The organism is Acinetobacter gyllenbergii (assembly GCF_001682515.1).
In the GTDB taxonomy this organism is placed as follows: Bacteria; Pseudomonadota; Gammaproteobacteria; order Pseudomonadales; family Moraxellaceae; genus Acinetobacter; species Acinetobacter gyllenbergii.
This window is the reverse complement of sequence record NZ_KV575262.1, coordinates 560,920-583,593: the sequence shown is the minus strand read 5'-3', so window position 1 is coordinate 583,593 and position 22,674 is coordinate 560,920. Positions and strand designations below refer to the sequence as shown.

At 41.0% G+C, this 22,674-nt stretch carries 21 protein-coding genes; 12 read left to right on the top strand and 9 right to left on the bottom strand.

Annotation, left to right across the window (positions count from 1 at the left end):
- Positions 1-116 precede the first annotated feature (116 nt).
- From NG55_RS08755 to proB, 8 genes are all read left to right on the top strand, one after another.
- Entirely contained in the window at positions 117-701 is a 585-nt protein-coding gene (locus tag NG55_RS08755) for a lipocalin family protein (protein WP_016540504.1), read from the top strand.
- A 103-nt stretch (positions 702-804) separates the two neighbouring features.
- Positions 805-1,758, top strand: coding sequence for an EamA family transporter RarD (rarD, locus tag NG55_RS08750; protein WP_065343023.1), 954 nt, complete (start codon positions 805-807; stop codon positions 1,756-1,758).
- A gap of 246 nt (positions 1,759-2,004) precedes the next feature.
- Positions 2,005-3,462, top strand: a complete 1,458-nt coding sequence (locus NG55_RS08745) for a glyceraldehyde-3-phosphate dehydrogenase (protein WP_005243229.1) — start codon at positions 2,005-2,007, stop codon at positions 3,460-3,462.
- 137 nt (positions 3,463-3,599) lie between these two features.
- Positions 3,600-4,343, top strand: a complete 744-nt coding sequence (locus tag NG55_RS08740; protein ID WP_016660381.1) for a hypothetical protein — start codon at positions 3,600-3,602, stop codon at positions 4,341-4,343.
- Positions 4,343-5,023 carry a hypothetical protein gene (locus tag NG55_RS08735; protein WP_016540508.1) on the top strand — a complete coding sequence of 227 codons (681 nt, stop codon included), beginning with the start codon at positions 4,343-4,345 and terminating at the stop codon, positions 5,021-5,023. The genes NG55_RS08740 and NG55_RS08735 overlap by 1 nt, the downstream gene beginning before the upstream one ends.
- 47 nt (positions 5,024-5,070) lie before the next feature.
- Positions 5,071-5,547, top strand: coding sequence for a hypothetical protein (locus NG55_RS08730; RefSeq protein WP_065343022.1), 477 nt, complete (start codon positions 5,071-5,073; stop codon positions 5,545-5,547).
- A 152-nt stretch (positions 5,548-5,699) separates the two neighbouring features.
- Complete coding sequence (cgtA, locus tag NG55_RS08725; protein ID WP_016540510.1) at positions 5,700-6,917, top strand: Obg family GTPase CgtA; 1,218 nt, start codon at positions 5,700-5,702, stop codon at positions 6,915-6,917.
- A 15-nt stretch (positions 6,918-6,932) separates the two neighbouring features.
- Positions 6,933-8,066, top strand: coding sequence for a glutamate 5-kinase (gene proB / locus NG55_RS08720; protein WP_016540511.1), 1,134 nt, complete (start codon positions 6,933-6,935; stop codon positions 8,064-8,066).
- Positions 8,067-8,140: 74 nt separating this feature from the next.
- Here the strand turns inward: proB and NG55_RS08715 are convergent, their stop codons facing one another.
- The 5 genes from NG55_RS08715 to NG55_RS08695 all read right to left on the bottom strand — a co-directional run bounded on the left by NG55_RS08715 (position 8,141) and on the right by NG55_RS08695 (position 13,929).
- Positions 8,141-9,775, bottom strand: coding sequence for an ABC transporter permease (locus NG55_RS08715; RefSeq protein ID WP_065343021.1), 1,635 nt, complete (start codon positions 9,773-9,775; stop codon positions 8,141-8,143).
- A 74-nt stretch (positions 9,776-9,849) separates the two neighbouring features.
- On the bottom strand, positions 9,850-10,869 hold the full coding sequence (locus NG55_RS08710; RefSeq protein ID WP_016540513.1) for a Fe(3+) ABC transporter substrate-binding protein: 1,020 nt from the start codon (positions 10,867-10,869) through the stop codon (positions 9,850-9,852).
- Between the two features lie 66 nt (positions 10,870-10,935).
- Positions 10,936-12,006 carry an ABC transporter ATP-binding protein gene (locus NG55_RS08705; RefSeq protein ID WP_023270177.1) on the bottom strand — a complete coding sequence of 357 codons (1,071 nt, stop codon included), beginning with the start codon at positions 12,004-12,006 and terminating at the stop codon, positions 10,936-10,938.
- A gap of 115 nt (positions 12,007-12,121) precedes the next feature.
- Positions 12,122-12,754 (bottom strand): HAD-IB family hydrolase, encoded by a 633-nt coding sequence (locus NG55_RS08700; protein WP_016540515.1) that lies wholly within the window; start codon positions 12,752-12,754, stop codon positions 12,122-12,124.
- Entirely contained in the window at positions 12,721-13,929 is a 1,209-nt protein-coding gene (locus tag NG55_RS08695) for a DUF1615 family protein (RefSeq protein WP_016540516.1), read from the bottom strand. The genes NG55_RS08700 and NG55_RS08695 overlap by 34 nt, the downstream gene beginning before the upstream one ends.
- A gap of 82 nt (positions 13,930-14,011) precedes the next feature.
- Between NG55_RS08695 and dusB the strand changes: the two genes are divergently transcribed.
- Positions 14,012-15,034, top strand: a complete 1,023-nt coding sequence (dusB, locus tag NG55_RS08690) for a tRNA dihydrouridine synthase DusB (RefSeq protein WP_065343020.1) — start codon at positions 14,012-14,014, stop codon at positions 15,032-15,034.
- Positions 15,035-15,092: 58 nt separating this feature from the next.
- Here dusB and oxyR read toward each other — a convergent pair whose 3' ends face one another.
- The 4 genes from oxyR to rubA form a co-directional block, all read right to left on the bottom strand.
- Complete coding sequence (oxyR, locus tag NG55_RS08685; RefSeq protein WP_004652692.1) at positions 15,093-15,998, bottom strand: LysR family transcriptional regulator OxyR; 906 nt, start codon at positions 15,996-15,998, stop codon at positions 15,093-15,095.
- A 6-nt stretch (positions 15,999-16,004) separates the two neighbouring features.
- The gene (estB, locus tag NG55_RS08680) at positions 16,005-16,949 is read right to left on the bottom strand and encodes an esterase EstB (RefSeq protein ID WP_065343019.1); all 945 of its coding nucleotides are present in this window, start codon (positions 16,947-16,949) and stop codon (positions 16,005-16,007) included.
- An 82-nt stretch (positions 16,950-17,031) separates the two neighbouring features.
- Positions 17,032-18,213 carry a rubredoxin reductase RubB gene (rubB, locus tag NG55_RS08675; protein ID WP_065343018.1) on the bottom strand — a complete coding sequence of 394 codons (1,182 nt, stop codon included), beginning with the start codon at positions 18,211-18,213 and terminating at the stop codon, positions 17,032-17,034.
- An 83-nt stretch (positions 18,214-18,296) separates the two neighbouring features.
- Complete coding sequence (rubA, locus tag NG55_RS08670; RefSeq protein WP_000760495.1) at positions 18,297-18,461, bottom strand: rubredoxin RubA; 165 nt, start codon at positions 18,459-18,461, stop codon at positions 18,297-18,299.
- Between the two features lie 348 nt (positions 18,462-18,809).
- On the opposite strand from rubA, the gene NG55_RS08665 reads away from it, so the two are divergent.
- The 3 genes from NG55_RS08665 (at position 18,810) to NG55_RS08655 (ending at position 22,518) form a co-directional block, all read left to right on the top strand.
- The gene (locus tag NG55_RS08665; RefSeq protein ID WP_016540520.1) at positions 18,810-19,247 is read left to right on the top strand and encodes an SRPBCC family protein; all 438 of its coding nucleotides are present in this window, start codon (positions 18,810-18,812) and stop codon (positions 19,245-19,247) included.
- Between the two features lie 158 nt (positions 19,248-19,405).
- A complete protein-coding gene (lysS, locus tag NG55_RS08660) occupies positions 19,406-20,932 on the top strand; it encodes a lysine--tRNA ligase (protein WP_016540521.1) in 1,527 nt (508 codons plus the stop codon).
- A gap of 146 nt (positions 20,933-21,078) precedes the next feature.
- Positions 21,079-22,518: a capsule assembly Wzi family protein gene (locus NG55_RS08655; protein WP_016540522.1), complete on the top strand. Its 1,440-nt coding sequence runs from the start codon at positions 21,079-21,081 to the stop codon at positions 22,516-22,518.
- Positions 22,519-22,674: the final 156 nt, after the last annotated feature.

The window sequence follows — 22,674 nt, the reverse complement described above, 5'->3', positions numbered from 1 at the left end:
GGAGAGAAATCCTCAAGAGGGATACATATCGCAACAGTTTTTGTTCACAAAGTAAGCTATTTTAAATTGCTAACTATATGACTATTGATAACAAATTACTGTTTTGAGGATTTCTCATGCCTTTTATTAAAAATTTCCCGAAAGCGAGTTGGCGCCTTGCAAAGATTGCGATTGGTGGGGCTGTCTTAACAGGATTGGCAGTTGGAACGATTGCTTATGCACAAGCAAAACCGTTGCCAACAGTAGATAAGGTCGAACTCGATAAATATTTGGGTGTATGGTATGAAGTGGCTCGAAAACCGATGTTTTTTGAGCGTAAGTGCGCCTATAACGTGACCGCAACTTATACCTTAAATGAAAATGGCAATATTGTTGTCGATAATAAATGCTATGACAGTGATGGAAATCTTCAGCAAAGTCTAGGTGAGGCATTTGTCGCCAATGCGCCCTTTAACAGTAAATTGCGTGTCAGTTTTTTACCCGAAGTGGTGCGTTGGGTACCTGTAATCCGTGGTGATTACTGGATTTTAAAACTCGATGCTGATTATCAAACTGTACTGGTGGGGGAGCCGCGGCGTAAATATTTATGGGTGCTTTCACGTATTCCAAACCCGAAAAAAGAAGTGATTAATGAATATTTAAATTATGCGAAATCATTAGGTTATGATATTGGTGATGTTATTTATCCTGAACATCATTAAATCAGCTATACTTGTTGAAAAACCATGCATGCATGGTTTTTTTTATTTTATATAGTGGATAAATCACGTACTTTTTAAAATATTCTTCAAGTAGAGGCTGAAAATGATTAAAGGAATTGCTTATTCAATTTTGGCTTCTGTCACTTTTGGTGTTCTCTATTTTTATAGTCAATTCCTCGGTTCTTTGGATAGTGAGCAAACCTTTGGTTGGCGAATTATTGCTACCATTCCATTTCTGACACTATTTATGTGGTTGAGTGGTGATTTATCCCTGATCAAAACCGTGTTTAAGCGAATTCTTGCCAATCCCAGCTTATTATTGCTTTTATTGACCACCTCGGTGCTCACTTCTGCTCAGCTCTGGCTATTTCTCTGGGCTCCTATGCATGGCAGAGGGTTGCAAGTTTCCCTGGGTTATTTTCTTTTACCTTTGGTTTTGGTGCTGGCTGGAAGTTTTTTATACGGAGAGAAACTTTCTAAGTTCCAATATGTCGCTGTATTGCTCGCCGTATTTGGGGTTGGGCATGAAATATGGCGTTTAGGCAGTATTGCTTGGGAAACTGCTTTTGTTGCATTGGGTTATGCTGCTTACTTTGTGTTGCGTAAAAAAATTCAAACTGATCACTTGGGTGGTTTTTGGTGGGATCTCATGTTGATTTTACCGATTGCGATTTTCTTTATTCAAACCGGCGAGATGTCATATCTCAAATTCTTGGAGCATCCAAGTCTCATTGTGGTGGTGATTGGACTAGGGCTATTAAGTGCGATTGGTTTGGGGAGTTATATTCTTGCCAGCCGCTACTTGCCTTTGATTATTTTTGGTTTACTGGGCTATCTAGAGCCTGTTTTATTGGCATTGGTTTCTTTATTGATCGGTGAAAAAATCGGTGCAGATGAATGGCTGACTTATATCCCGATTTGGTTGGCTGTTTTGGTCCTTGTGATTGAAGGAGCGACGCATCTATATCAGCAGAAGTTGCGTAAACAACATTTAGAATTAAATTTAAAACAGTATTCACAACGTGTAAATCTAGACGATAAAGAGCAAAAAAGCTGATTTGAGCATCAGAATGATCAGTAAAATTGTTATTGCTGTGAGCGAAACCAGCGCTATTATGATGATAGGAAAAGATTTTTACCAAAATTCACAAAAATAATTATAGGTATTTTATGAATTTATAGTCAATTAGGACAAAATCTTAGCCCGTTTAACAGCTTTTGATTCAATCTTGATGATAATTCTATTACAATAATGGCGTTTTAAAAATTCACGCCCAGTATATATAAATTAGAGGACGTAACTGTGAGCAAAGAAACAATCGTTGCCCTACACGCTGAACACCAAGGTCGTTGGAAAAACCGTGAAGAAATCGCGGAACGTATGATTACCTTAATCGGTCAATTATACCGTGAGAAAAATATTGTTGTTTCTGTTTATGGACGCTCTTTAATTAACCGTTCGGTTATTCAAATTCTTAAAACGCATCGTCGCACACGTATGCTTGATGTTGAACTTTCAGTGGTAAATACCTTCCCAATTTTGGAAGCGTTAATGAAAGTTGACAATATCGGTTCTGCTGAAGTTGATATCGGTAAACTTGCTGTTGAATATAAAAATCAAGGTGGTGATGTAGACGCTTTTGTTGCACAAGCGGTTGCTTCAATCAAAGGTAATGCTGCAACTGCTGCACCTAAAGATGTTGTCCTTTACGGTTTTGGTCGTATCGGTCGTATCTTGGCACGTTTAATCATCAGCCAATCAGGTTTAGGCCGTGGTTTAAGCTTAAAAGCAATTGTAGTCCGTAAATCTTCTGACGGTGACTTGGCGAAACGTGCTTCTTTATTACGTCGCGACTCGATTCACGGTACTTTCGACGGTACGATTTCTGTGGATGAAGAAAACGAAGCAATCATTGCCAATGGTCAATTCATTAAAGTGATTTATGCATCAAGCCCAAGCGAAGTGGATTACACCGCTTATGGTATTGATAACGCACTTCTGATCGACAATACAGGTAAATGGCGTGATGCTGAAGGCCTAAGCCAACACTTGAAATGTGCTGGTATTGCACGTGTCGTCTTAACTGCACCAAGTAAAGGTGAGATGAAGAACGTTGTATTTGGTGTGAACAACGGCGATATCTTAGATGAAGACAAGATTATCTCTGCTGCAAGCTGTACAACTAACGCAATTACACCTGTGTTAAAAGTTTTAGACGACAAATACAAAGTATTAAATGGTCATGTTGAAACAGTTCACTCGTTCACAAACGACCAAAACTTAATTGATAACTACCATAAAGCAGACCGTCGTGGTCGTGCTGCAACATTGAACATGGTGATTACTGAAACTGGTGCTGCAAAAGCCGTTGCAAAAGCATTGCCAGGTCTTAAAGGCAAGTTAACAGGTAACTCGGTACGTGTACCGACTCCAAACGTTTCACTTGCAATCCTGAACTTGAATTTAGAGAAAGAAATTGATCGTGAAGAAGTGAACGAATACATTCGTCAAATCTCGATCAACTCGAAGTTACAAGGTCAAATCGGTTATACCAACTCTACTGAAGTTGTATCAAGTGACTTTATTGGTTCGCGTACAGCGGGTGTTTTTGATGCGCAAGCAACAATCGCTTCTGGTACACGTTTAACTGCTTATGTTTGGTACGATAACGAAGTGGGTTATAGCTGCCAAGTATTACGTATTGCTGAACAAATGTGTGGCGTGAGCTATGCGAAAGTTCCTGCTGAAACAAATGCATAATTTGTTCGCAAAGCGATAACAAAAAGCCCAGTTTTTAACTGGGCTTTTTTATTGACTGTACAGAATATATGCTGAATTAAACATAAAAATCGATAAGAATAGGGGAAAAGGGAAATAATTAATCGAAGGATAGATCATTGTTGCAGTTCAGACGTTTGTTCGTGGTATTTGCTTTAATTGTGGTTGCCAACTTGTGTGGTGTATACATCGCAATGTGGGTGTTTAAGCATTTTAATATTTATATTCCATTGAAGAATCAAGATGTCGCAATCGACTTGCAAGAACCGTTACAGGTTCGGGTCAAAGTTAAAGATGCGCTCAATGTGGATGTGAATGGACGTGTCGATGCCAAGATCCCAATTAATGAACAACTCAATGTTCCACTGACTCAAACACTGACGCCACGGGTTTATTTCGATAATGTTGTCCCGATCAGTACCACGATTCCTGTGAAAGAAACCATTAAGGTCAATCAAAGCCTACCGATTGATACCAAGGTTCAGGTTAAAATTCTGGGTAAAGATGTAACTTTGCCCTTAAAAGGTTCGATTCCATTGCAATTGGACGTGCCGATTGATATTCAAGTGCCTTTACAGCAAAAAGTCCATTTAAAGTTTGATGCGCCTGTGCGTACCGAACTCAAGGAAAACTTGAATATTCCGTTGAAAGCGCAACTGAATGCCAATATTCCAATTCAAGGCAATTTGAATGTTCCGATTACCTCTGAGCTCAATGCCTCGGTGGATGTTAAAAATACCTTACCTGTTAAAATTGCACAGGGAGAGTTAAAAATTCCGCTCTCGACCATGTATTTGGATCGTGTCAAAGCACCACCTGTCGAAGTGCCAGCCGCTCAACATGATTTAAAAGCAGGTGAGTAATGGATATCACCAAATCGCTTAAAAGCTTATTGATCAGTTTTGTGATCGTGACCACTTTGGTGGCGATTTTATTTTGGTTCTATTTGAATATTCAGGCGTCCTTGATTGTTTCCGCCCAGCAAGCGGATATTCGTTTGCCTGAGTCTTTGGGAACTAAGATTCAAGTCGGTGATCATTTAAGAGTGAAATCGGAAGGTCAGCTCAATACGGTTTTGAATATTGATCGAACCTTGCACTTGCCATTAAAAGGGAAGTATTTGGCCGATCTGAGTTTTGAGGTAGAAACGCCAATTACCGTGGATATCAACTACGAAACCATGTTGAAAGTCGATGAAGTGGTACCGATTGAAACCAGTACGGATTTGATCTATCAAAATAAATTATTACCCAAGTTTCCTTTGAGCCTGGATATTCCTGTCAAATTGGATATTCCATTTCAATTGAAACGCACGTATACCGTTCCAGTGAAAATTGTGTTTGATGGGCCGGTTTATTTTGCTTTTGATGAGTCAGTTGATTTACCTGTGAAGCATCAATTTAAGCCAAGCTTTTATATGAATGATGCGATTAATATGAGCAATATTTCTTCTTTCGATGCGATCATGTATAACTCGGTACAGCAAACCAAAGCCAATTTGGATATGCAGATGGAATTACCGTTGAAGAATGTGAGGCCATAGACGCTATATTGTTAATCATTTTTTATCATTTAAAAGAGATAAATAAAATGAAAAAATCTTTTGTGGCTTTGTTAATCAGTTTGGTTGTGGTTCCAACTTATACAAAAGCAGCGGTATATGATTTGAAGCTAGCCATGCAGGATCGTTATGAAAAAGATTGTGCTATCCGTGATGATTATGATCTGTATGAATTTCCTAGCGTTGCTAAAGTGATAAAGCCTTATGTTATTAAAAATAAATTTGTTGAGGAGCGAGCTTACGTCAGCAATACCTTTTTCTTAAAGAATGTTGAGTATCTTGGTGTTCCAGTGAAGAAAATTGAGTTTTCTTATGGGAATATGGCGAAGCAAATGAATCAAACACTTTACTTTGATTTATCGACGCTTAAAGCGCAAAAGAACTTTGCCAAACTCAAATTTAATTTTCAGCAAAACAAAGAATATGCTGGACTCGATGTTGAGAAAAAAGGGACTTTAGTCTCAGTGCATTGTTATTGGCCAGACGTTAATTTTGCGATGAATTAAGTTCTCACTGTCTTTTGTAAGTATTAAAAATAGTAAAAATACATATTGAACAAAGAATAAGTTTAAAAAAATCAATTTGCTGATTTTTCTATTCGAGAATTTTCTTAAAATGTGGCAAAATAGTCCGCTTTTAAGAATTTGAGGATTGGCACATGCGCTTTGTTGATGAAGCAGTCATTATCGTAGAGGCTGGCGACGGTGGCAATGGCGTAGCCAGTTTTCGCCGTGAAAAATTTGTCCCTTTTGGTGGTCCAGATGGCGGAGATGGGGGACGTGGCGGAAGTATTTACATCCAAGCAGATGATGATACCAGCACACTTGTAGATTACCGTTATACACGTCGTTATCGTGCAGAACGCGGTAAAAATGGTTCAGGTGCGAATTGTTCTGGCCGTGGCGGTGAAGACGTTATTTTAAAAGTACCTGTTGGTACAACCATTGTTGATACTGAATCTGGCGACATCATTGGTGACTTGATTGCTGATGGTCAGCGTGTAAAAGTTGCCCATGGTGGTGATGGTGGTTTAGGAAATACTCACTTTAAATCATCAACTAACCGTTCGCCACGTAAGTGTACGCATGGGATTAAAGGTGAATACCGCGAAGTTCGTTTAGAGTTGAAAGTATTGGCAGATGTCGGCTTACTGGGTATGCCGAATGCGGGTAAATCAACATTTATTCGTGCAGTCAGCGCGGCAAAACCAAAAGTTGCTGATTATCCGTTTACCACGATGGTTCCAAACCTTGGTGTGGTCGATGCGGATCGTCATCGTTCATTTGTGATGGCAGATATTCCAGGATTGATCGAAGGTGCTGCTGAAGGTGCTGGTCTAGGGATTCGCTTCCTGAAGCATTTGGCGCGTACCCGTATCCTGTTGCATATTGTGGATGTTCAACCAATTGACGGTTCAGATCCTGCACATAATGCACGCGCAATTTTAGGTGAATTAGAGAAGTTCTCTCCAACACTGGCAAAACTTCCAGTGGTATTGGTGTTGAACAAACTTGACCAATTGCCTGAAGAGTCTAAAGAAGAATGGTGTCAGCACATTCTTGATGAATTGCAGTGGAAGGGTCCTGTATTTAAGACATCTGGTTTGATGTCAGAAGGAACCAAAGATGTTGTGTATTACTTAATGGATCAGATCGAGCAGCAACGTGAGCGTGAACTTGAAGATCCTGAATATGCAGCAGAAGTGAAAGCCTTCCGTGAGCAGCTTGAAGCTGAAACACGTGAACAAACCATCGCAGCAAAAGAAGCCTATCGTGCCCTGCGTAAAGCTCAGCGTGAAGCAGGCTTGGACGATGATGAAGACTTTGATGATGATGAGGATGAAGGCGATGTAGAAAGTATCTACATTCGTGACTAGTAAACCGAGGGAAAAATGATAGAAGTGGTCGATGGGCAACGTCAGCTCAATGCGTGTAAACGAATCGTTGTTAAAATCGGATCATCTTTACTGACTGCAAATGGGCAAGGTTTAGATTTAAATGCAATTTCGCATTGGGCGAAACAAATTGCAGATCTACACAATGCTGGACATGAGATTATTCTCGTGTCTTCAGGTGCAGTGGCAGAAGGGATGGTACGCATGAAACTTGCGAGTCGACCCACTGATCTACCCAGTTTGCAAGCTTGTGCTGCCATTGGTCAAATGGGCTTGATCCATACTTGGTCTAGCGTATTGGATCAACATGGTATTCAAACGGCACAAGTGTTACTTACACATGATGATCTTGCTGATCGTCGTCGTTATCTCAACTCTTGTGATGCTTTGCAAAACCTGATTGATTGGCATGTCATTCCTGTCATCAATGAAAATGACACTGTATCAACTGATGAAATTCGCTTTGGTGATAATGATACTTTGGCGGCGATGGTTGCAGGACAAGTACAAGCGGAATTATTGATTATTCTGACCGACCAACAAGGCATGTTTGACTCAGATCCGCGTAGCAATCCAAATGCTAAATTGTTCTCTGCTGTTCGTGCATTGGATGATAGTCTGTTTGAAATGGCAGGCGGTGGCGGTGTGCTGGGTCGTGGTGGCATGGTCACCAAAGTCCGTGCAGCACGTCTTGCAGCACGATCAGGTTGTCCAACTTTGATTGCCAGTGGTGAAAGCGACAACGTGTTGGCACGCTTAATGGCGGGTGAGATGTTGGGTACCTTATTCACTACTGACAATGACCGTGTGACTGCACATCAGCAATGGCTGGCTGCGCATTTGCAAACTGCGGGTCGTTTGGTGATTGATGATGGTGCGGTTGAAGCGATTAAGCTGAAACATCGTAGTCTGTTACCCGTTGGCGTTAAAGCAATTGAAGGGCATTTTGACCGTGGTGATGTGGTTGAATGCGTCGATAAAAACGGTGGTCGTATTGCCGTGGGGCGTGTGAACTTTAGTTCACGTTCAGCCGAAATGATTAAAGGTTTGTCATCAGAAAAAGTCTATCAGGTACTGGGTGAAGCACGTTCGCTAGAAATGATTCATCGAGATCATATGGCCATTTATTAATATTGCTATAATCTCATGGCATTAAAAAAGACCTCAAATATTTGAGGTCTTTTTTTGTGATGCAACGAAGGATTTTATTTTTGTTGGATGGATTGGCCTATACGTGCCAATAAGATGACTGGAATGAGTCCAACCACTACAATCAATAAAGCGGCAATTGCACCATCTTCATAAGTTCCTCTGGATGCTTCTGCATAGAGTTGTGTGGCCAGTGTCTCCAGATTCAGTGGTCGAAGTAAGAGAGTTGCGGGTAATTCCTTCATACAATCGACAAAGATCAGTAATGCAGCAGAAATCATTGCAGGGCGTAATAAAGGTAAATGTACTCGCCATAGTGTTGCGGATCGGTTGTGCCCCAAGTTTTTTGCTGCATCATCAAAAACAGGATGGATACGATTGTATCCGGACTCAATGCCACCAATCGCAATCGCGAGAAAGCGAACACAATAGGCATAAATTAAAGTAAAAGTAGTGCCTAGAAATAATAATCCGGTATGGATACCCAGTTGAAACTCAAGAAAGTCCGCAACAGCATGGTCAATTGCACCCAGAGAAAGCATCAATCCAATGGCTAAGACGGTTCCAGGAATGGCATAACCTAAGCTGGAAATACGGCTGAACCATGTGTTCTGATTAAAACGTGCGGCACTGACAATCAAAAAAGCGATGAGAACTGTAATGAAGGTTGCAATACTTGCCAAGCTTAAAGTGTTGATTGAAGCTTGTAATAATTCAGGAGAAAAGCCTGCATATTGTAGGCGTTTATACGATTCAGCGACTAAATAACTGGTTGGAATGAGAAAACCAATAGCAACGGGAATAAAACCAAGTCCAAACAAAAGCAATGCCTTCATACCAGTGATCGGTTGAGCAGGCATGAGTTTGCTACGTTGTGCTGAATTCATATAGCGCTGTTTACGGCGCCCAAACCGTTCAATAATCACCAAGAATGTAATAATCATGAGCATAAAAATGGCAATTTGAGCGGCGCTGGCTAAATCGGACTGATTGGTCCATGTGGAATAAATGGATAAGGTCAGCGTTTTTACACCCAAAAACTCAGTTGCACCAATATCATTAATGGTCTCCATTAGCGCTAAACTGGCACCTACCGCAATGGCTGGTCGAGCCAGTGGAATGGCGACGCGAGTGAAAACTTGATTCGGTTTGAGGCCAAGACTACGTGCTACTTCAATCAAACTGGCAGATTGCATGAGAAACATGGCACGGGTACTTAAATAAACGTAGGGATACAGGACAAAGCTTAATAAGAAAATACATCCCCATACGGTACGAATATTGGGAAACCAATCAGGTTGTCTATCCCATCCGAACCAAGTGCCGAGCGTACTTTGTATCGGGCCAATGGGATGTAACAGGTCAATATAGCTATAGGCAATGATATAGGTGGGGACAGCCAATGGTAGTAATAGCGCCCAATTTAAAAAAGCACGTCCTCTAAACTGATAAGCCGTGACCAGCCATGCACTTCCTGTTCCAATCAAGATCGTGAGTAGACCTACCCCCAATAATAATAAAGTGGTATCCAGTAATGTAGGAGGCAGTACATATCGAATCAAATGCTCCCAAATCTCACTATTGCCTTGTAATGCGGACCAAATCAGCGCCAATATAGGTAAGCAGGCAAGTATCGTGAAAAGTCCACTGAGCGAAAATAATGATGGGAATACAGATTTATTACTTATCATCAAGAGTGTCAATTTACAGAATATGAAGCTGAGTGAAGCAAGGTGGCAAGTCAATGCCGCCTTGCTGATGCGATTTAATGATTAAATTGTACTTTATCGACCAAAAGATTGGCTGTTTTACGGTATCGAGCGATATCACTCAAGCGTATTGTATCGACATTCAATTTACCAAAGCTGGCAATTACAGGGTCTATTTTGACTCCAGGTTTAACTGGATATTCGAAGCCACTTTGTGCGTAGATGGCTTGCGCGTGGTCAGAAGCTAAGAACTCAAGTAACTGGATCGCTTGTTGAGCATTCGGTGCATTCTTGGCGACAGCCGCACCAGAGACATTGACATGGGTTCCGCCATTGCTAAAACGAGGGAGAACGACGTTGATGGCATTGCCCCAGCGTTGCTGTTCAACATCATTTCCTGTACGCATACGACCCACATAGTAAGTGTTTGCAACACCAATATCACAGATTTTACCCAAGATATCGCGTGCCACGTCACGATCACCACCACTAGCTGGTCGTGCCAAATTGGCTTTGACCCCACGTAGCCATTGTTCAGTGGCTTTTTCGCCATGATGCGCAATATAAGCCGCAATTAGGCTGGTGTTATAGACATGACTGCCAGAACGAATACAGATTTTACCTTTCCATTTCGGGTTGGCCAGTTCTTCATAATTGATTGCAGTCAATGGGGCGCGTTCTTTTGATGCATAGACCGCACGAGCCCGCATGGATAGGGCATACCAATGTCCATTGGCAGCACGTAAATTACCTGGAATCGCTTGATTTAAAATTTTTGATTGAATGGGTTGGGTCACACCACCTTCGACTAAATCGACTAGATTGCCAAAATCAACGGTGAGTAGAACATCTGCAGGAGAGCGACGGCCTTCGGCTTTTACACGCTCAAGTAAACCATCTTTGATAAAAACCGTATTGACCTTAACACCTGTCTTGCTACTAAATTCTTGTAGTAGGGGTTGAATCAAGGCTGGTTCGCGGGTGGTGTACAGATTGACTTGGGCGGCATGTAACCAACTGCTCCCGAGTGCAAGTAGACCCGTTAAAACTAGACGATGCTTAAACCGTAACTTCATTTTGTCTCACTCATATTTAGGATATTGAATAGCAAGCTGCTGATCTAGCAAATTAAGGCTTAAATGCTAAGAGGCATAGTAAAAACATGTATTTAAATCAACAGAAACATAGACATTTTCTTGTTCTGAAAAATGTTGTAGGTGATCAACCTGAGCAATTAAGGTAACTGCTTCAGTATTCAGTTGTAAATGTAATTGCTGCATATGTCCCATAAAGGTAGTTGAAATGACTTTTGCTGCTAAAAAGCCTTCAGATTGCTGATGCTGAATGCGTAGTTGATGCGGTCGAAAATAGCAGTGAATGGACTGCTGAGTTTGGCTTAAGTGCTGCGGGAGTTTGATAGAACCAAATAATGTGCTCAGTTGCTGATTATTTTGCTGAGTGGGTATTTCATTAAGAGTCGAAAAATAACGGGCAGCGAATTGTGTTTCAGGTTGTAAATAAAGTTGTTTTGGGCTGCCAATTTGAATGATTTTGCCTTCATGCATCAAAATAATCTGATCTGCAATTTGCAGGGCTTCTTCTGGATCATGGGTGACAATAACAGTGGTGGTGGTGGTTTTTTTTAACAGGCTGATCGTGTTTTTGCGGATTTGGTCTCGTAGACGATGATCTAGATTTGAAAAGGGCTCATCCATTAATAAAACATGCGGTTTAGGTGCGAGCGCACGTGCCAATGCGACACGTTGCTGTTCTCCACCAGACAAGGTGTATGGATAGCTCTGTGCATGATGATGCATCGAGACATGTTTTAAAGCTTGTTCGGCAATCTCTTGTTGTTGCGATTTCGGGAATTTACCTAAGCCAAACATGACATTTTCCAGCACACTCAGATGTGGGAACAGCGCATAGTCCTGAAAGACTAAGCCGATATTTCGCTGTTCAGCTGCAATGTGTTGTTGGCTATCCCAAAGAGTATCTTTTTCAAGCTGAATAGAACCTGAACTCGGTGTTTCTAAGCCAGCAATGAGGCGCAGCATGGTGGTTTTTCCGCAGCCCGAATGCCCAAGTAAGCAAATGATCTGACCGCTTGTGGCAGACCAAGTTGCTTGATCAACTGCAAATCGGTTGCCGAATTTTTTGCTCAGTTGTTGAATGGTTAAAATATTGGCCTGAGGTGCAGCAGAAGCGGTCATGGTCAATTCACAACATTGTTAAAATCGTTAAATATTAATTTAATAATAGCTTAATAAATTTGCTTGTATAGTCTTTTTTCTAGGCGTTACCAAACTATCGATTTTCAACAATCGACTATTGAACAGTAACTGTCGTATCGCGCCCAACCATATAGGGATAGTCTGCCAAAGAAAGCATATCGAGATCTTCTTCACTATTGCCATAGGCATAAATTGCTTGATAATCAGCTAAATTATACTGCTGTAAAATGCGTAATTTCTTTTGTTCGCGACTACAGTCTTCTGAGCGATAACGACCCGTTAAAAGCCCATCTTTAATTTCAGTTTGTGTGCAGATGAGTTCAATATTCAGAAATTCGCAAATGGGTGCCAAGTAAATGTCTACTGAAGCAGACACCAGCACGATATGGTCACCGCGTTGTTGGTGCTGTTGAAGTTGTTGTAATAAATCCTGATCAAGTCGTTTAATCAACTTTAGTGCATATTCTTGGGCGAGCTGCTCGACAACATCAGCAGAAATGTCTTTAAACATGCTCTGAAATAATCGTGGGCGCATAGCATGCGCAGGGTAGAGGCGTAAATAGTAGGCTTGAATCCATGGCAGGATTTTCAAGCCTCTTTTGACAATATGACGTTTTGATAAAGCGAAGAAAATAAACCCTGTGAAACTGTCTCTTGGATAGAGTGTTCCATCAAAATCAAATAAAGCAAGATTTAGAGTTTTATGCGTTTCGCTCTTTGCATGCATGTTTCATATCGTCCATTAACGCGACTGGCGAACCAATTGGTGTTGTAGTCGCGGCTCAGTTTGGGGCCTGAAATAACGACTTCAGGCATCATTGCATAAATCGGTTCTTTGTTGGTTTTACTTTGATAAAGTTTTTGAACAGCTAAATAGGTTTGCGTATCTTCAAACTTTTGTTCTTTTTCTTTCTTTAAATCGGCACGAATCTGACGAGGGGTCACCAGAATTTTATTATTGGTAAACGCTGAGATCACTTCTTTTTCAGATTGGCTCAGTGCAGATTGAGGATTGCCATCTTTATTGTAAAGTAACAGGTCGCCATCCAAATCAAGGTCTTTTTCTTGTATAACCTCAAGCATTTTCTGGAAAGCTGCGTTGCGGCTAGAATACATACCTGAATTATAATCGGCAAAACGATAGATGGCTTTGTCATAACCAGCAGAGTATTCCATCAAGCGGTGGATACCGTAATATAAGCCGCCGTACTGGGTATAGAGATCATTACGAAGTTCAGCAATATTGCCACTTTGCCGTTTATGTTCTTTGGCATAGTTAATATGCACTTGCATTGAACCCAAGGTTGTAATTGGATTCATTTTCTCGCCGATATCTTGTCCAACTAATTTGGCTGCACCCGTCAGTGCACTGACATGGTAATGCTTCGACATATAGTCAAAAATTTCTCGATAGAGTAAATCAAGTTCGCGCTCGGTTCTGACTTTGCGCATTTGGCTCATGTAGTTGTTTTCTGGTGAGGGTTGGTTTTTGAGTACATCCTCAAAATAGCCTGCAACAGTTCCACCAATGGTTTCCCCAAGCTTGGCTTCAAACTTTTCTTTGAGTCGGGTGTTGATTTCTTTGACCGCTTTCTCACCCAATCCAGGCACAGCAGGGTCGGCAACAAAATTCGATTCCTGATCGACAACAGCGACAATGCTGCAGACATTTTGCTTGGTCTTAGGAATACTGAGTTGTTGCATGATATCAAAGATATCTTGTGACCATGATTGGCGATCATTGACACGTGGCGGAAGAACGCTGGTAATTTGTTCTGCCTTCATTTCAGGTTCTTTACTATTTGACCACCAAGCATTATCGCCACAAGCCGTTAAGCTTATGCTGATTGCCAAAAGGCTAAATGTTTTGAGTAGAGGACGAGTCGAAAACGATTGGTTCATAATGAAGACAACACCGCACAAAAAGATGAGCCGAACGGGCGAATGAAGTATACTATGTTGATCAGAAATTGTAAGAAAATATATGTATATTGGTTCATATCAACTGTCAAATAATTTGATTGTTGCTCCGATGGCAGGCGTGACGGATAGACCCTTCCGGACGCTATGTAAATACTTTGGTGCAGGACATGCAGTCAGTGAAATGATGACTGCTGACAAGACACTACGTATGAGTAAGAAGAGCTTGTATCGGGCTAATTTTGATGGCGAACTTGCGCCAATTTCAGCACAAATCGCGGGTTCTGATCCTGAGCAGCTTGCTGAAGCGGCACGTTACCAAGTTGCAAATGGTGCACAAATTGTTGATATCAATATGGGATGTCCAGCCAAAAAGGTTTGTAACAAGCTGGCAGGTTCCGCATTGCTACAAGATGAAGATCTCGTCGCACGGATTTTAGATGCTGTGGTTGCGGCCGTGGATGTGCCAGTCACTTTAAAAACTCGATTGGGTTTTTTAAATGGCCATGAAAATATTTTACGTGTGGCAAAGCGTGCCGAAGAGTCTGGAATTGCGGCATTGGCCTTACATGGCCGTACCCGTGAAGATATGTATTTAAATACCGCACGTTATGAACTGATTAAGCAGGTCAAAGCACAGATTGATATCCCATTGATTGCCAATGGTGATATTGATAGCCCAGAAAAAGCCAAATATGTACTGGATTATACGGGGGCAGATGCGATTATGATTGGACGTGCTGCTCAAGGCCGACCTTGGATATTTAGAGAAATTGCACATTATTTAAAGACTGGCGAGCATCTTGCCGCACCAGATATTGCTGAAGTTAAGACGGTATTACTTGGGCATTTGGCAGAACTGTATCAGTTTTATGGTGAATATTCAGGCTGTCGTATCGCCCGTAAGCATATTGCTTGGTATACCAAAGGTCTACGTTCAAGTAATGAGTTTCGTCAGAATATGTATAAAGTTGAAAATACGGCTGATCAAGCCAAAGTGGTCGAATCGTATTTCGATGAATTACTTGATCAAGGTCTACGTATGAGCGATGTGCAAGTTGAACACGTTAATTTATTAGATATTTAATCATTATTATTTTAAGTCGAAAAAAGCCTGTAATTTAATTACAGGCTTTTTTGTTTCATTAAGTTAAATGAGCGGTGATTTTCTGCAGAATCTGCAAGATCACATCAAATTCACTTTGCAATGGCGTACTTTTACGCGTCACTAAAGCCAGTGTGCGGCTTGGTGCGGCTTCAATTGATTTCACTGCAATATCTTCATTGAAATGAATCATACTGTTTTTCAGTGCAATCTCAGGTAACAGGGTAAAACCTAAATCTGAAGAGACCATCTCCACCAAGGTTGGCAATGAACTCGCTTTTAAGCGGTGATCATTTTTACGTTCGCCAACAGGGCAGGCACTGAGTGCGTGATCACGTAGACAATGTCCTTCTTCAAGTAACATCAAACGTGATAAATCCAAATCATCTAAAGAGTTTGCATTGGCTGCATTGGTATCTTGCTTGTTATATACAAGGAACAGGTGTTCTTTGGCAATTTCAGCGACTTTTAGACTACGCGTGTCAAATGGAAGCGCAAGCACGATCATATCTAAATTACCGTGTTCCAATTTCTCTACAATCTTCTCGCTTTGCGCTTCGTGTAGATGCAGTTGGATTTTGGGTAGTTGTTGATGAACTTCATCGAGCAATTGCGTCAAGATAAACGGTGCAATGGTTGGAATAATACCGAGATGTAAATCACCTGTTAGTGGTTCACTCATTTCTCGACTTAAACGCATCAGGTCTTGAGCATCGGCTAGTAGTACCCGTGCACGAGCCACAACCTGTTCACCTAAGGGGGTTAAACGGACGTTTTGACGATCACGCTCAACTAAGACGCCACCTAATAAACGCTCTAATTCCATGATGCCGCCCGATAACGTTGACTGGGTGACAAAGGAACGACGCGCTGCTTCAGTAAAATGTAAAGTTTCTGACAACGTAACTAAATATGATAGCTGTCTTAATGAGGGTAATGCAGCCATAGTGTCCTAGTGTGATGATCTAAAGTGGTGAGCAAATAAACCACTAAGTTGTGGAATGAAATGTGCAGGAATATCATGCCCCATTCCTTGGATTAATTCAAACTTAGCACCAGAAATTGCTTTTGCAACAGCTTTCCCGTGACTCGGTGGTAATAGGCGATCTTTTGAGCCATGTACAACCAGAGTTGGCTGAGTAATCGTCTTGTTCAATGGTAACAAAGAACCCGTACATAATATTGCTAAAAATTGTTGAAGTACACCCGCTGGATAGAAACTACGTCGATATAATTTACGAATGGTTTGAATTGACTCAACTGGATTGACATAACCAGGCGAACCAATAATACGAAAAACATTCAAACTGTGATTAATAATGGTTTCTTCATCATGCCCTTCAGGCTTTCCTAATAAGCTAAAAAGTTGCTTTGGAAAAGGGGGAGGGAGAAAAGGCTGATTATTACTGGTAAATAATAAACCGATTTTTTCTACTTTTTCTGGATATTTTGCTGCAACAATCTGTGAAATCATCCCGCCCATAGAGGCGCCAATAATATAAGTTTTCTCAATACCTAACTGATCAATCAGCATGGATACATCATCCGCCATATCATACAGCGTATATGGTGCGCCTTCATTGCCAAGGCCAAACATGAAGCGACCCATCAGTTTCATGGTGTTGAGTCGTTTTCCTTTATTACGAATTTTAGAAGATAAACCGATATCACGGTTATCGAAACGGACGACACGGAAACCTTGATCAATTAAGGCCTTACAAAAGAAATCTGGCCAGAACAGCATTTGAGCGCCTAAGCCCATGATCAATAAGATGGTTGGGTGCTCAGGATTACCCCCCATTTCAACATGCAACTCGATCCCATTGCCCAAAGTGACTTTGGTTTCTTGCATAAATGAAGCATAAGGCGACACATTAAATTGAAGGGCACTGTTCATGGTATTTGTTCCGAGTTGAATTCTTCTTATTGGTTGAGCGTTTGCTGGATGTTATTTTCCAGCAAACTCCCGTATTTAAACCTTAAACCTGTGCAGGAATCAAGTCTGGAACCAACTTGGTTAAGGTTAAACGCTGTTTCGCTGCGGTTGCACCGAGTAGGACAAATCCTCTCAAAGTGCCTTCGCCGTCGGCCGCTTTTGCCAACATACCATCATCAAACTCTTCAGTTTCCCAGTTCACCTCAACATCAAGTGGAGCGGGTAAAACCGTCAACGGGGCAGCAGGTGTTTTTACCGCAACTGGCATAGCAGGGTAGTGTACGGCAGTCGTTTGACCGCTCAGTGTTTTTGCCAAAGCCCGTGCTTGTTGCATGATCGGCATGACAAATGGCAACAAGGTACCATTCACTTCAGCACAGTCACCCACAGCATAAACATCAGCCTGATTGGTTTCTAATAAAGTATTGGTAATAATGCCACGACTAGTTTGGATGTCTGCTGCTTTAGCCAAAGCAATATTTGGCTGTAAACCAATTGCAGAAAGAACAATGTCCGCAACCAAAGTTTGGCCATTGGCTAAGGTGACTGCGTAGTCTTCACCATCGTTGATCTTCGATACTTTTTCAACGGTCGTAGAAAGGGCGAACTTGATACCTGCTTGTTCCAGGTTGGTTTTGAAGGCTTCGGCAACGTGGTTTGGTAATAAACGACCCAAAGGTTGTGCTGCAAGGTCAATCACGGTGACATCATAATTGCTATGCAAAAGATCGTTGGCAAATTCACAACCAATAAGACCCGCACCGAGAATCACCACGCGTTTGTCTTTACGTTTTGCGAGATTTTCACGGAAAGTACGATAGTCGATGAGTGAATTCACCACATGAATATCATCACTGCCATCGCCAGCAATGGCTAAGCGTATTGGGTTTGCACCGACTGCAAGCACCAGTTTTGAATAAGGTTGAGTAACCGTTTCACCATTTTTTTCTAATGTGAGTTCATGGTTTGCTGCATTGATTTCTTTCACCCAGGTTTCTGCTTCAATGCGCATATTCAGTTGAGTTGCCATTTTGTTGGCATCGCCTAAAGCAATTTGTTCAGGTGCTTTATTGCCTGCGAAGGCATTGGATAATGTTGGTTTTGCATAATTTACCGCATCATCCGCGCAGATCATAACGAGTTCTTGTTCAGGACTCAGTTTACGAAACTCTCGAGCAAGGGTATAACCCGCCATACCTGATCCGATGATAACGATAGGATGCATTCTCTTCTCCAATATTTTCTTATTTAAAAACAAACAATAGCAAAAAAAAGACCATGATCATTGTCACGGCCTTCTCGATCTATTTAGATTTCAATCATTTCAAAATCAGCTTTTGAAACGCCGCAATCTGGGCAAGTCCAATCATCTGGGATATCTTCCCATTTGGTTCCTGCTGCAATGCCGTCTTGTGGCCAACCTTCTGCTTCGTCGTAAATCCAACCACAAACGATACATTGATATTTTTTCATGTGACTCTCCAAACTGATAGGTATGCTCAAATTGCCTTTCAGTAAAACTATTCCATAATGTCGCTACGATCGCTGCAATAGAACTAACTTGTGTTGATCGGGAGTTAGATTTTTACGCAGAACGCCATTTAAGTAAAGTAAATGCAAGAGTTTAATCATTTATTCAAAAAGCGATATGGCAATTTTATCTGAAAGTCTTGTTATTTGAGCAATTACTCTAATTTTTTACAGCAATATAAATGCTTATGTAATTAAAAATGAATAATCGTATGAATATAGTGTGTATAAAAAACAAACATTCAGAATCAAGTTATGATGAATCACAACAATGAAAATGGAGAATAGAGCATGGAAACTCTGTCATATAATATAAAAATTTATGCAACGCCAGAGAAAGTTTGGGAGGTTTTGTGGACACCTGAGAGTTATCAGGCATGGACAAAATTTTTTGCCTGCGATTCAACCATGAAAACCGATTGGAAAGTAGGTGGTAAGACTTTTTTTGGTGATGGTAAAGGCAACGGCATGGTGTCTACCATTGAAAGCATAGAAGAACCTAAAGAGATTGTGTTTAAACATCTTGGAATGATTCAAGATGGCAAGGAAGATCTTGACAGTGAGGAGGTGAAAGCTTGGGCGGGTGCTTTAGAGAAATATATGCTGTTTGATTTTAATGGTGAAACCCAACTGCATGTTGAAGTGGAAATTCAACCTGAACATGCGGAATTTATGAATAAAGGCTTTGATCAAGGGCTTGCCATGGTGAAACATTTGGCTGAAAAATAATACATTCGAAAGCGCTTTCTGACAGTGAATTGCTGCGTTATCTAGATTCAAAAAACGATCAATCTTGATTTTTTTGAATTGTCTGGTTGAAACAATACGAAAATGAGTTGTGATCTGCTATTCTATGTCACTTCATTTTTTACTTAATCGAGGCAGAGATGACGCAACAAAACGCTCAATCGACTTCTGAACAAACACTTTCCGAAAACGATTTAATCGCACAGCGTCATGCCAAATTAAAGCAAATCCAAGAGACTGCAAAACAAACGGGTAAGAGCCCGTGGCCAAACACGTTTAAACGTGAGCACTACACTGCTGATTTGCAAGAACAATTTAAAGACCAAGACAAAGCGCAAATTGAAGGCGCTGAAAAAGTTTATGTAAAAGTTGCGGGCCGTGTCATGCTCAACCGTGGATCATTCATCGTGATCCAAGACATGACAGGTCGTATCCAACTGTATGTTGACCGTAAAGGTTTACCGACAGACATTTTAGAAACCATTAAAAGCTTAGACCTTGGCGATATTATTGCGGCTGAAGGCTATATTGGGCGTTCTGGTAAAGGTGACTTATATGTTCACCTTGAAGGCTTTGAATTACTCACTAAATCACTTCGACCACTTCCAGATAAATTCCATGGTTTAACAGATACTGAAGCGAAATATCGTAAACGTTATTTAGATTTAATCGTAAACGAAGAAACGCGTAAAACCTTTGAAATTCGTGCCAAAGTGGTGGCAGGTATTCGTGCATTTTTGACCAATGAACGTTTCATGGAAGTTGAAACGCCGATGATGCATGTGATTCCTGGTGGCGCATCTGCAAAACCATTCGTAACGCATCATAATGCCTTGGATATGGAGCTTTACCTCCGTATTGCGCCAGAACTGTATTTAAAACGCCTTGTGGTCGGTGGTTTTGAACGTGTTTTTGAAATCAACCGTAACTTCCGTAATGAAGGGGTTTCAACACGTCATAATCCAGAATTTACCATGATTGAGTTCTATCAAGCCTATGCTGACTATAAAGACTTGATGGTACTGACTGAAAACATGCTGGAAAAATTGGCAGTTGATATCTTGGGCTCTACTGATGTGCCATATGGTGAAGAAGTCTATAGCTTCAAAGGTCCATTCAAAAAAATCTCAATGTTTGATGCGATTCTTGAGCATAACCCAACATTTACACCTGAAAATGTCAATGACCGTGAGTTTTTGGCGAAGTTCACTCAAGATGTGTTGAAAGAGAAAGTAAAACCAGGATTCGGTTTAGGTAAGTTGCAAACCATCGTATTTGAAGAAACTGTAGAAACGCAATTACGTCAGCCAACATTCATTACGGAATATCCAGCGGAAACTTCTCCATTGGCACGTCGTAATGATGATAACCCACATATTACAGATCGTTTCGAATTCTTTATTGGTGGTCGTGAGTTGGCAAATGGCTTCTCCGAGTTAAACGATCCGATTGATCAAGCTGAGCGATTCCAAGCACAAGTGGCTGAGAAGGATGCGGGTGATGATGAAGCTATGCATTACGATGCCGACTTTATTGAAGCGTTGGAATATGGTTTACCACCGACAGCTGGTCAGGGCATTGGTATTGACCGTTTGGTGATGTTATTTGCGAATGCACCAAGTATCCGCGATGTCTTGTTATTCCCGCATATGCGCCGTAAAGATTAAGCTTTAGATGTATTTAAAAAAGCCACTTCATTGAAGTGGCTTTTTTTCTTTACCGTTAAAAAATGTAATTGTTTCGTTTGACGATTGAAAAGTATGCATAAACCAACGATCATGTGTGCATAAATATATTTGAGAACAGTTTGGACATGTTTTTAAAAAAATCGCTTTATATGGCGTTATTTGCCTCTCTTTCTTCTCCTGTATTTGCTCAGGGTCTGGTGTTAAATGATCAAAATTTAAGAACGGACCTAAATTGGTTAAACCAACAAGGTGTTATACAAATCAGTACATCGACTTGGCCAATGAGTGGTGACGAAATTCAACGTGCCCTATCTCAAGCTAAGGTGAGCAATACGACTCAACAAAAAGTTATTGATTCAGTCGTGCATGCACTGCAAGCGGATAACGCAACTGTAAAAGCTGGTTTACATGCAGGTACTGATCTTAAAACGATTCCTCAAGCATTTGGTGATAATCAAAAATCACAATATCAAATTGCCGCTGAGTTTAATGCAGGCGGTGAAAACTGGGATGCTAAACTCCGTGTGAATGGTGAGAAAGATCCACTGATCGATAATGGACATGATGCCAATGTTGAAGGCTCATATATCGCAGGTAAGCTTTGGAACCAGTGGGTCATTGCGGGTCAAATTCCAACCTACTGGGGGCCAGGTCATGACGGCAGCTTGATCCGTGGTGATGCGAGTCGTCCAGTGTATGGTGTCACTGTTCAACGTGCTGTTCAAAATGCCTTTGAGACCAAATGGTTGTCTTGGATTGGGCCTTGGCAATATCAACTATTTGGAGGGCAGCTAGATGATTATAAAGCTGTTCCTGATGCAAAACTGCTAGGTTTACGTGTTACCGCACAACCTTTTCCTGCTCTTGAGCTTGGTGCTTCCCGTGTCTTACAATGGGGCGGAGAAGGGCGTTCAGAAAGCCTTGACTCACTTTGGAATGCCATTAAAGGGAATGATAATCTTGATTATGATACGGATAAATCGAATCAAATTGCAGGATTTGATGTTCGCTTAAATACACAACAATTATTGCAAGTACCTATCGGTTTGTATGGGCAATATGTGGGTGAGGATGAAGCTGGGTTGTTACCTGCTAAAAAAATGTATTTGGCTGGTATAGATTTCTCATCTGCTTATAAAAATATGCCATATCAACTTTATGCTGAATGGGCAGATACTCGTACAAATGGAAAAGTAGATGCTGTGTCATATAACCACTATGTTTACACAGATGGTTATTACCAACATGGTTTTTCATTAGGCCATGCTATTGGTGGGGATAGTCAGATGTATTCGGTTGGTGGAGATATTCGTTTTGATCTGATGAACCGTTTAAATGGTCGTGTGATTTACGCCAAAGTGAACCAATCTAACTTATCTATTAACGCAGCATTTCCAAAAGAAGATACCGTAAAAGGCCTCGATTTGACTTGGACGCATTATTTAAAACCGACTATTCCTTTAAAAGTGAATGGTTGGGTCAGTGATTCTGATCTAAATGGGCGTGATGGTGGCGTTTCTGTTGGTGTAGAAATTCCATTAGAGCGTAAAATGTTTGGTTTTTGATAGAAGCTAAATGATTGAAAAAAGAAGCCTTTAGGCTTCTTTTTTTGTTTTTGATTTATGTGAAATTGGTTGTATTGATATTCCAGAATCTTATTTTCATATCATAATTTTGCATATTGATATGAAAAAACAAGCTAAAGAACTCAATCTAAATTA